Annotated in this window: 6 protein-coding genes and 1 tRNA gene; 4 read left to right on the forward strand and 3 right to left on the reverse strand. The window is 62.5% G+C overall.

What is annotated here, in order from left to right; all coding sequences use genetic code 11:
• Nucleotides 1-52: 52 nt before the first annotated feature.
• The gene (locus tag ACE03M_RS09590) at nucleotides 53-4,861 is read right to left on the reverse strand and encodes a DUF4011 domain-containing protein (protein ID WP_485933773.1); all 4,809 of its coding nucleotides are present in this window, start codon (nucleotides 4,859-4,861) and stop codon (nucleotides 53-55) included.
• A gap of 107 nt (nucleotides 4,862-4,968) precedes the next feature.
• Between ACE03M_RS09590 and ACE03M_RS09595 the strand changes: the two genes are divergently transcribed.
• The 4 genes from ACE03M_RS09595 (at nucleotide 4,969) to ACE03M_RS09610 (ending at nucleotide 8,403) form a co-directional block, all read left to right on the forward strand.
• A tRNA-Arg gene (locus ACE03M_RS09595) sits at nucleotides 4,969-5,041 on the forward strand.
• 139 nt (nucleotides 5,042-5,180) lie between these two features.
• Nucleotides 5,181-5,711 (forward strand): DinB family protein, encoded by a 531-nt coding sequence (locus ACE03M_RS09600; protein ID WP_485933774.1) that lies wholly within the window; start codon nucleotides 5,181-5,183, stop codon nucleotides 5,709-5,711.
• Between the two features lie 472 nt (nucleotides 5,712-6,183).
• Nucleotides 6,184-7,710 (forward strand): hypothetical protein, encoded by a 1,527-nt coding sequence (locus ACE03M_RS09605; RefSeq protein ID WP_485933775.1) that lies wholly within the window; start codon nucleotides 6,184-6,186, stop codon nucleotides 7,708-7,710.
• A 66-nt stretch (nucleotides 7,711-7,776) separates the two neighbouring features.
• Entirely contained in the window at nucleotides 7,777-8,403 is a 627-nt protein-coding gene (locus ACE03M_RS09610; protein ID WP_485933776.1) for a class F sortase, read from the forward strand.
• Between the two features lie 38 nt (nucleotides 8,404-8,441).
• Here the strand turns inward: ACE03M_RS09610 and ACE03M_RS09615 are convergent, their stop codons facing one another.
• Together ACE03M_RS09615 and ACE03M_RS09620 are read right to left on the reverse strand one after the other, a co-directional pair.
• On the reverse strand, nucleotides 8,442-9,506 hold the full coding sequence (locus tag ACE03M_RS09615; RefSeq protein WP_485933777.1) for a universal stress protein: 1,065 nt from the start codon (nucleotides 9,504-9,506) through the stop codon (nucleotides 8,442-8,444).
• A 142-nt stretch (nucleotides 9,507-9,648) separates the two neighbouring features.
• Entirely contained in the window at nucleotides 9,649-10,149 is a 501-nt protein-coding gene (locus ACE03M_RS09620) for an HNH endonuclease (RefSeq protein WP_143920546.1), read from the reverse strand.
• Between the last annotated feature and the right edge of the window lie 357 nt (nucleotides 10,150-10,506).

The raw sequence follows: 10,506 nt of genomic DNA on the forward strand, positions 1-10,506 counted from the left end.
TTGTGCATGCTCACCCTCGGGCGGTTGTGACCCGAGGTCCTCGTCGGTCATCTCAGCGCAAATCATCCGTGCGCGGCTCGATATCGGCTGCGCTCGGACGCTCCTTCTCAGCGCTCAGCTCACTTGAAGCAGCCTCCTGCACACCACCGGTGGTCTCTGGGAACTCAGCCGGATCCTCCTGCGTGCCATCCGGGGCACTCTGCCCGTCAGAGCTGGGCACCTGGTCATTGCTCGCGGTCTCGATCAATCCCGCCTGACGCAGTTCATCGGCCCTGATCTTGCCCGTATCGAAGGTGGGAACGACCTCGTCCTCCATCGGACTGTGCTGTGCTGATTCGGGAACCACCACCTCGGCGCCGGTGACCCGTTTGGCCTGTGCATGCCGTTGCCGGTAGCGGTCCACGGCCGCCTGCAGCTGGGAGTCTCCACGACCGGAATTGCCCTTCTGTGCCAACGCCGTTCGGAGCAGATCCTTGATCTCGCCGTCACCACGGACGACGGCATCAGACTGGACCCAGTCGATCATTGCATCGAGGCCCGAATCCGAGTACTTGTGCATGGGCAGGCCTGGCACCAGTTTGGGCCGGCTGCCGGTGCGACCCACGACGACCGAGGCCGCACGAGCCGCATTGAGGACAGCCTGCGGACTCATCTTTTCGACAGTAGACTTCCAAGCTTCGAAGATCTTCTCCGCCTCGGACTGCGGATCGACGAAGGCGTCGGTGGACCACATGCGCACGAACTTCCATCCGCGGCGGGCCAACTGCTCGGGGACGACCCGCTCACGCTGGCGCAGACTGCGTACCGATGCGTATTCGGGTCCGTCTCCGGCGACGGCGATGATCATTCCATGCTCGTCCTCAGTCGAGTTGGCCACGGCCAGATCGATGCCGTTGTAATGTTCGTGAGCGACCACGCCAAGCTGCAGCAGACGATCGGCGATGTCGTTGAAGAGCGGGTCGTAGATCTCGCCGTGTGGGCCCGGCTGCTTGACGCCGCCGCCTGCGAGTTCGTCGAGCAGTCGTGGCAGCAGCGCCGCTCCCCCGCTGAGCCTGTTCGTGTCGAAGTCATCGGATTCGATGCTGGAGACCACGGTGAGACGTTTGCGTGCTCGGGTCATTGTGGCCGCGAGGATCCGCTCGCCGTCGGGACCGGACAGCACACCGAAGTCGTGGATGACTCGACCGTGAACTGTCCGGCCGAGGCCGAGGGTGAAGATCACGGCATCGCGAGACATGCCCTGGACGCGTTCGGCATCGGTGACCACAAAGGGTTCCTTGCTCGAATCGTTGAAGAACGCTGCAACATAGGGCAGGTCCTTCATCGCCCGAGAGATCGCGGTGGCAACGCGCTGAGCGTGATGAGCGGTGAGCGCGACGACGGCCAGGGACTCACGCGAACGGTTCCGAGCGTGCCTGAGCACGAGCTCGACTACCCGCTTGACCTCGGCGTCAGGACTCTCGACACGACCGGTGCCGATGTCCGTCGGCCCGCGTCCGTCGGCGACGTAGGAGAACTCGAGCCCGGTGCCCTCCCCTGTGTGCGCGGTCGGCATCGTCGTGATCGTCGAATCGTAGAAGTGCCGGTTCGCCAGATCGATGAGTCCGACCGGTGACTGTCGGTAGGAATTCGACAGTTCCATTCGAGGCAGGAATTCGCCGAGGCGCTCCTGCACTGAGCTCAGATGGTTCCCATCGACCATTCCCCAGCGATCAACCGCGATCGTGAAGGGGCGGGGACCAAGCAGTCTGGAGTCGCCCAGTGAGATGACCTGACGGGCCCGGGTGATGGCGGGGACCACGTCAGGGACAGAGAGACGTCCCGCATCGGCGATGACCACAGCGTCGAAGAGCGGCAGTGCTGAGAAGAATTCGGGCACCGTGTACGGGCTGGCCATCCAGACCGGAGCAAGCGTCGTCAGGAGCTCGGGAGCCCTCGTCGACATGTTCTGCACGGAGGTGTGCGTGGAGAGCAGCTCCTGCTTGATGACTCCAGCGGAGATCGGGTCGTTGTCGATGCCCCGCTTCCACGCCTGAGCATGGTTGTACCGCAATCGGCTCGCACCTGCTGCGACGAAGGCACGGTCGTTTTCGCGGAAGCCTTCGGCCACCTGATGCAGTGCGGCACCGTCGTGACGACCCACTTGGGGATCTTCGCTGGCCATCCTCTGCAGAACCGACGCCCAGTAGGCCAGATCGAACTCCGGTCCGACAAGCGTGGTGTCGACCTTGCGGCGACGCAGGTCAGTGAGCAGATCAGACAGGCCTTCATCGGTCAGTTCGCGCTGGATGCGGGACCGTTCCGGAAGTTCACCGAGGTGCTCAGAGTCACGGCCCATGGCTTCGGTCCGCGCCTGCAGCTCTTCGATGAGCATCGATCCCAGATCGCCGCCATCTGGAGTGGTCTCCAGAATAGGTGCGATCTTGGCAACGTCGGTCTCAACGCCTTGGAGGATCTCATCAGCATCGAGGACGCCGCGAGGAATCTGTGGACGACCGTCATGCCCTGCGAGGTCCTGGAGCACGATGCGCTGGGACCGGACGTCGATCAGCGCCGAATGCAGGTCAGTGACCTCGGCGCCGGGACGGAGGAATTCGTTCGCGGACTTCTTCTGGCGCTTGCGCTGAAGCATGCCCATCTCTACGCCGACCTCGGAACGGTATTCTGCGGTTCCGGTCGCGGCGATGAGATCGTCGAGTCGATGATCGTAGATGTCAGGGGCGAAGCTGTCGAGGGTCGCGCGCACCCGCAGCAGCACCTTGATCGCGCGTGACCAGTCATTGAGGTTGCGACGGGGATTCAGTTTGGCTTTGGACAGGACCGGCTCGACGGCCTTGACCAGATCAGGGATGGTTCGGCCCAGTCGCTCGGCGACGGTCCGTGCCGCTTCGGCTTCGTCGACCGATTTCAGGTCCGCGCCGAACCACACGGTGTCCTCGACGTCGAGAGTGAAGGCGCCCAATGATGCAAGCTCGCTGAGCTTTTCGCGCAGAGCGTTGCGACGGTCATCGCTGGCCTCGAGGAGATCTTCACCGAACCGGACAGGAGTCTGGGGAGAATCGTCGCCGGATGTCAGCTCCGCCAGGTGCTGCATGGTCTCGTAGACGGATACGTCCCAGGGCTCACGTCGACGATGCAGTGACGAGACATGCTCGTTCAGTGTCTCGCGCTGTTCGTTGAGTTCGTTGAGCAGCCCGCTCAGATCAGGGCGCTCGGCCTTCTCAGCCGATCCGATGAGGCCGACGAGCTGGTTCCTGATCGCACCGGAGCCCTGGCGGGTGTCCACGGCGAACTCTGAGAGACCGACCTCACCGAGGCGGGAGGAGAAGTCGTCGAGTGCGTCGGCGGTCTGCGCCAGGAAAAGAACGCTCTTTCCTGTGTGGGCAAGTGTTGTGGCCACCGCGACTGCGACCTGGGTGGCCCCGGTCCCTGGTGGGGTGTCGACGACGACCGACTGCCCCGAGACTGCGGCGTCGACGACGGCCTGCTGGTCGCCATCGACGTCGATGACGAGGAACTCTTCCTGTGGTTTGCGATCAGGGAGAGGGGTGACAGGTTCCTTGAGCGCGGCCGGAATGACATCATCATCGGTCTCGACAGCGTCCGAGTCTGCGAAGCTGTCTGCGTCCGTCTCAGATTCCGTGCTCCGGGGTTCGGCAGCCTGGGGTTCGGCGGTGGCTGCCGCTGAGTCAACTGCCTTCGAGCCCACCGACTTTGAGACGGTCGTCTCCGAATCCGCCGACTTCGAGCCCGTCGACGCTGAGGCGGTCGCGGTGGTTTCGCCGATGCTCTGGTCCGGCTGTACGGGCGCATCACGCTCAGTGCCATCTGCTTCGGCGACCTTGGCAGAGGCGTCCTTGGCAGAGACTCCCTTAGCTGAGGTGTCCTTAGCTGCAGCGGTCCGACTTGCGGTGTCGGCCGAAGTGGAATCCCTTGGACCTTCGACGGGGGCCTTCCCACCCCCGGGCAGAGACCCGTCTGTGATCGGCACCGTCGGCTGAGAGAACTCATCCTCGTCGCCAACGGCTGCGTCCGGGGCAGAAGTCTGCTGTTCGTCGGCGCTCGGTGTGGCCTCCTGACGCGGCTCTGGCTGCACTTCCTGCCGAGGAGCCGGAACGTAGGACGGGCCGCCGAGCGCCCCTCGCACGTCCTCGTCGCCGGCTAGGGCACGGAGAATCGGGTGCTGTGTGGGCAGGTAGTCCGTGGTGAACGGGCTCGCAATGTTCGCGAATGTCGACACCACGAAACGGTGGTTGATTCGCAGCCCTGGCACTGACTGTGCGAGGTCGCGGAGGCGATCGAGGGCCGGCCCTGGGTCGAAGCCGTGCGGACCTCCGGTGGCGTCGACCCATTCGTCGACGGGAACGTTCAGGTCGTAGGCCTCGGCCAGGTGCTGAACCAAGGCCGGGTTGATCATGATTCCGTCGCCCAGCACGATCTCGAAGTCCTCGACGCGGGAGCCGCGGGGAACGAGAGTGACATGGCGCATCACTACAGGGGCGTTGAACTTGTACTTGGAATCCTTTTCGGTCCACGAGGCAAAGCCGATCGCCAGGTGTGCCGCCTGAATTCCGCGTTCGTTATCGAGCTGCTCGGCCTTCGACCGGATCGACTTCGCTCGACGGCGTGCGTCAGCGAGGACCTCATGATCGCGGACCAGGCTGGAGAGTCGGGTGGCCCGACCGGCCAGCAGCTGGGCTAGGCCAGACGGGTGCGCTCCGGAGAGATCGATGCTGCCATCACGCGAATCCCGGAAATGGAGCATGGTGTCGCGACCGCCCAGATGGGCAGCCTGCTGTTTCCACTCGGCGTAGACATCGTCGAGTTCCGGGAACTGATCGTCAACTACGGAATCTGGCACAATTCGACCCTAACGAGAAATTTCACATAATAGGTGCTGGCACACCGTGAAACATCCAGGTTTCTTCTACGCTACACTGGGTGGTCGTGGTCGAAGAAGGCCACATCGCCCCCGTAGCTCAGGGGATAGAGCACCGCTCTCCTAAAGCGGGTGCCGGCAGTTCGAATCTGCCCGGGGGCGCACTTTCGCCTGTGAGGTCAATTGGCGCATAATCGCACGTGCTACGACAAACTCCAGCGAGGCCGCGGATCGTTGCACGCAGCTGATGCGAGCAGGCTATGAAACGTTGAGACGGTAAGGTTAGAGGTGTGACGCTCAGATGGCAACAGACCTGCGAACCATACTGCGCGATCAATGCGATGTCGCCTGGTCACTCTTCGAATATCACGCAGAGGCGCTGACTGATGAGGTTTTGCTCTGGTCACCGTCCGCGCACCAGTGGACGATGCGCCAGGTGGACGACCGCTGGCGTGCGGATCTGGCGAAGGTTGAACCCGATCCAGTACCCGTCACGACGATCGCCTGGCTGACTTGGCACATGGGCTGGTGGTGGAGCACCGCGACTGCTCACCTCGCCCAGACTCCGGCACCCTCACCCGACGAGATCCAGTGGCCGGAGAGCGCATCGGAGATCATTCGGTGGCTCGATCGCATCCACGTTCAGTGGCAGCAGGTACTCGCCGACACCGAGCGTCTGGACGACGAAGCCTCTTACCCCTGGCCAGAAGGGTCCGGCAAGACGCTGGCCGACATGGCCGCATGGGTGAATGTCGAACTGACGAAGAATATCGCCGAAATAGGTCAGCTGCTCGTGATCCGCCGCGCCAGAGAGTACGCCGGAGACAACTGAGCGTCGCGCCGGTTTTTGTTGTGATCGCGGGTGACGCGCACGACCATGGTCGAGCGCTTCGAGTGCGGCAGCACTGGCTGCGAGGTCGAGCCAAGAACACTTCGGCGAGGCCTCCACGAACGCGCGAACCGATGACAAGCATTTCGGTGGGCTGACCGTCGAACAGGGTCCAGGTGGGTCGAGGTTCGGGCACTCGGCCTCCAGACGCTGATTGTCCACGACGAGCTTGTCAGCGCCCTCATTGCCCTCATTGCCCTCATTGCCCTCATTGCCGAGTCGATCAAATTCCGGAGGCTCGGCGACGAGGGGCACCAGCACCCGAATGGCGAGAGCAACAGCAACCCAACACGACAATTGTCCTTGCTGGCTCTATACTATCCAGGTGGGAGCGCGCGCCGGCAACTTGCCTTGCGCCCAACCATGCGGAGTCGAAGGCCGACACCTCGTGGCGCACCCCAGGAAGGACCAGAACATGCGGCACCTCCGCAGACGACTCCCCGTAGTCGGCACAACGATTGCACTGATCGCTGGGAGCACCCTCCTATCGTCCCCGGCAATGGCCGCGCCCGAACTCGGCCCCCAGCTCAGCGCGTACGAGGGCGAACCTGATTTCACCGGAGTCACCACAAACCCTGAGACGGACAACCAGGGCGGCGTCGACAACGCCACCATGTACGGTGCCTACATTCCCTCGTCAGGTGTCCTCTCCGGCAGTCGTGTCTGGTGCATCGACCGGGGCCTGACCCAACCTATGGGCAATGGTTACGACGAAGGCGGCAAATCATCCGTCGAAGCCCCCGAGCTGGCCTATATCCTCGCGAAATGGGACGAGCCCCGCGACGATCAGGCCGATCAGATGGCTCATGACATGGCCATCGGCGAGCACGTCCACAGCTCTGATGAAATCGACCACCGCGACATTCTCGACGACCGCAGCCTGCAAGAGGTCACCGATGGAATCGGGTGGAACGAGGACTCTCAGAACCTCAAGGCAATCGGTGCAGACGCGTTCTACGATGACGTACTTCCCGACGCCTACGACCTCTCGGCACTCATGGGCGACGAAGCCGCGAAGTATGCCGGAGACGGCACCTATAAGGCCGAGGTCACCATTGACGAGGACTCATCGACGGCGGTTGTCTCACTGGTCAACTCCGAGGGTGTCAGCGTTCCCGGATTCGACGGTGAGCTCACTGTCGACGGTGCCGAGCCTGAGACGACGGAGATCACGTCCGGCGAATCGTCAGTCGAAGTGCCCCTCGAGTTCACCGACGAAGTTCCCGATGTCTCTGTATCAGTGACCTTCTCGGGCCTGCCGACTGGTTCGGTGACCCAGTGGAATCCCAAGGATTTCGACGCCGATGACTATGATCGCGCGAGCCTGCAAGCTGTCATTGAGGGGCAGGAGACAACAGCTCAGGCATCGGATTCCTACCAGGGCCTCTACACCCCGAAGGTGTCTTCGCAGGTCTCGGTCACCGAGATCACTGAGCTCCCGGCCAAGGTCACCGACAAGGTTCGCCTTGACCACTGCGCACCGGGTGAAACCATCGAAGATGTCAAGGTCGAGGCATACGTCGAAGACGGAACCATCACTCAGTCCGAGACCGTCCCCGAGGACGCGGAGCTGCTTGAAACCTTCACTCCCGATGTCACCTGTGATGAAGACGGCACCGTCGACTTCGAGACGGACGAACTCGCACTCGATGCCGACTTCGCCAAGCCAGGCGAAGAGAAGTCGGTGACGTTCGTGGCCTCGGCTCCTGCCTCCGGATCGAACGAAGCCTTCTCGCATGAATACGGAGTGCCCTCGGAGACCGTGGAGATCGCCATTCCCGAGGCTGATAAGCCAGACGACAACCCGGTCGTGAAGACCGGTGCGTACGTTGACTCGGCCGACGGTGGACTCAACTGGAACCTCGTCGGCGGCATCGGGCTGCTGACCGTGGCCGGAGGGCTCATCTTCGGAGCACTTCGCCGTCACAGGACGGGCAACTGACGATTCAGTCATGACACGGTGGCGGCCACTGCTTCGGTGGCCGCCACCGACTTATGAAAGGAAACCATGTCGGCACGAATTTTTCGTGACTGGTGGTCAATCCCCGTCGCAGTCGTCATCATTGCGCTCATCTGCGCAGGTGCATGGATGCTCACTCAGGGCCTCACCGATGAGCAGAACACCGCCGAGGGTCAGACCGATGTTCAGCTGGAAGAGCCACCAAGCGAAGCCGAGGTCGCGGATATGCAGATCGAAGCCCTCGACGGAGAATTCCAGATCCCATCGGTAGGGCTTGATACCGGGCTTGAGACCATGTCCGAGGTCAACGGCGCAATCAATCCCCCCGGGCTGCGCAATGGCTATGTTGTGCGTAACCACGGCACCCCTGACCATCCCGAACGCGGCACGACCTACGTCGCCATCCACTCCGTGCAAGGAGCCGAGCTGCCCGGGAACACGCTCATCGATGTCGATGCGGGAGAGCCGACTGTTGAAAAGGGTGAATCGATCACTCTCCAAGACCGGGACTACACGGTGACCGACTCCTACACTGTGCCCAAAACCGACATCTCCGGTGATGATCGCGTGTGGGCCGATGAACCCGGCCGCCTGGTCATCCTCACATGTCTGCAGCGCAGCTCTGGCCGATCAGCCGACAACGTCGTCATCGAGGCAATCGCCGACGAGCAATGACCGGCAGAGTTCCAGAGCCAGTTCAGTGGGGCCAAGCATCACAGCCCGGGCTCAGGGATCTCTCCATCGTGTCGCCGCTTGTTGAGATCGCGGGTGACGCGTACGACCATGGTCGGGCACTGTGAGTACGGCAGCACTGACTGTGAGGTCGAACCAAGGAGCAGTCCGGCGAAGCCTCCACGACCGCGAGAACCGATGACAAGCACCTCGGCGGTGTCAGAAGCTCGAACGAGCACCTCGGCGGGCTGACCATCAAACAGGGTCCAGGTGACGTCGAGGTTCGGGAACTCGGCCTGCAGGCGCTGTTTGGCCACGACGAGCTTGTCAGCGCCTTCATTGACCAGTCGCTCCAGATCCGCGGTGCTGGGCAGCCATTCCGGGCCGATGACCGTCGTGGTGATGACGGCGACGATGTGCAGCGGCGATCCCCGGCGCACGGCCAGTCGAGCGGCCTTCCACAGTGCCGGAGACTCGGCGCCGAGGGAGTCGACGCCGACGACGACCTTGCCGTCGAAACGCAGGCCCTCGATGGCTTCGACATTGGGGTCGGGCTCTTCGACGACGATGCCGTCCTGTCGGATGGGCCGTGAGGATGTGGGATGTGCGGTCCTCTCCGCGTCGGACTGCCACGCAGAGGGAACGACGACTGTCGGGCAGGCAGAGTGGGCCGGCAGTGCACTGGAGACGGTGCCGAGCAGTCGCCCGGCGAATCCACCGCGACCGCGGGAGCCGACGACAGCCAGGCTTCCCGACTTCGATTCGTCGATGAGGACACCGGCTGCGTCACCGATCTCAATGACTGCTTCGACTGGCACTCCGGCGGACTTCACCTCGGCGGCGGCTTCCTTGAGTGTGTTCGTCACCGCCGCGCGGATCGAAGTGTCGTCGATCGGAACATAGGAGACATCGATCGCGGCCGCAGCTACGCTCGGGATCGTGTAGGCACCGACCAGGCGGATCGGCTTCCCCAGGGACTTCGCTTCCTGGATTGCCCACGCCAATGCATTGCGGCTGGGCGGTGAACCGTCGATGCCGACGACAACGGCTTCGGGCTCCCCCGCGGGTGATGCATCGTCGTTCTGGGGTCGGTCTTGCTCATTCATCGCAAGCTCCTCATCTTGAAGCGAACTTCTCTCGCCTCCACCCTAAATCAGAATCGATCGGAGACCGGTGCCTATGTCACATCGTTATCCGAATCGGGCCACAGTTCGGACATAGCGGCGACGAGCAGGGACGATATCCCTATCAGGCGGCTCTGGAAAGCTCCAGAAACGGACGCCACTGTTCGACCGGCTTGTCGATCCCGCGCATCCAGAATTGACCGGTTCGCGGCTCCTGAGGGTGGAAGCTGAGCTTCCACCCGATCTCGGCCAACGACCTGTTGCCCTTGCGGTTGTTGCACTCACGGCAGCAGGCCACGAGGTTCTCCCAACTGTTGACCCCGCCGCGTGAGCGTGGAACGACATGATCAACCGTCGTCGCAGGCTTTGCGCAGTAGGCACAGCGGTGGTTGTCGCGGCGCAGCACACCCCGCCGGGAAAGGGAGACCCGGCGGTCATGAGGAGGCCTCACATAACGTGTCAGCAGAATGACCGATGGCTGGTCCAGATTCAGATGTTCGGACCTCACCGGAACATCCTCGGCGGCCAGGACTGTCGCTTTGCCCGTGAGCACCAGGACCACTGCTCTGGTGAACGGAACAATCGACAGTGGTTCATATCCGGCATTCAGCACGAGAGTCTTCATATCCCGCCCCTCATCTTCGTGTCAGTGTGGACCCCGCCGATCGACACGGGCCCGGGAAACGCAAAAGGCGCCGTGCCGCAGCACAACGCCTTGAAAGAAGGGGCAGACACAGATATGTACTCCGCGCCAGAAACTGGAGCGGCTATTCGCACTATCCGACTGTGGCCCATCTGATTTCCCATCACTTACGCCAACTCAATCCTAATAAGACTAACTCCGACCATCTCCTGTGACCGAATTCATATCGCTCGCGTCACGGATTCTTTCATTGGCGTTCACCTTGCGGCGTGGCCGGCAGCTCAAGCACATGGTTGGCATGGCTCGGATCTCTGACAATCAGGTATGCAGAAACTCCCC

It is taken from the genome of Brevibacterium sp. AGC70 (genome assembly GCF_057334195.1).